Origin of the sequence: Pseudomonas sp. P39-UII1 (assembly GCF_039672635.1) — a bacterium.
Classification (GTDB): Bacteria; Pseudomonadota; Gammaproteobacteria; order Pseudomonadales; family Pseudomonadaceae; genus Aquipseudomonas.
Window position 1 is genome coordinate 1 of sequence record NZ_JBDFPP010000061.1, and the last position, 536, is coordinate 536.

The 536-nt window shown below is 48.5% G+C and carries 2 tRNA genes and 1 rRNA gene; all 3 read right to left on the bottom strand.

Annotated elements, in window-relative coordinates:
• Positions 1 to 196 precede the first annotated feature (196 nt).
• Positions 197 to 272 (bottom strand) — tRNA-Ala (locus ABEH27_RS25700).
• Positions 273 to 295: 23 nt separating this feature from the next.
• Positions 296 to 372 (bottom strand) — tRNA-Ile (locus tag ABEH27_RS25705).
• An 86-nt stretch (positions 373 to 458) separates the two neighbouring features.
• Positions 459 to 536, bottom strand: a 16S ribosomal RNA gene (locus ABEH27_RS25710); the annotation flags it as partial.

The following is a 536-nucleotide window of genomic DNA, read 5'->3' on the forward strand; positions in this document are numbered from 1 at the left end:
GACATTCGCCGAAAATTCGTAATGCAACATCACAAATTTTACCTTAGCCTGATCCACTACCAGTGAAAGTAGTGTTCAGTCTATTTCTATCACATATCCGAATTTTTAAAGAACGATCTGACAAAAGTCAGAAATCAACATTCATCAACGAATGTTCATTTCTAAGTTCTGACAAGCGACTGCGTACGGCGAAAAGTGGTGGAGCCAAGCGGGATCGAACCGCTGACCTCCTGCGTGCAAGGCAGGCGCTCTCCCAGCTGAGCTATGGCCCCGTATTCTAGGCTGCACCATGTAATGGTAGGTCTGGGCAGATTTGAACTGCCGACCTCACCCTTATCAGGGGTGCGCTCTAACCAACTGAGCTACAGACCTATAACAGGGTCGCGTTACAGCATCGTCTTTATACAAAGAATCAAGCAATTCGTGTGGGAGCTCATCAGCAGGCTGATGTCGTCGATTAAGGAGGTGATCCAGCCGCAGGTTCCCCTACGGCTACCTTGTTACGACTTCACCCCAGTCATGAATCACACCGTGGT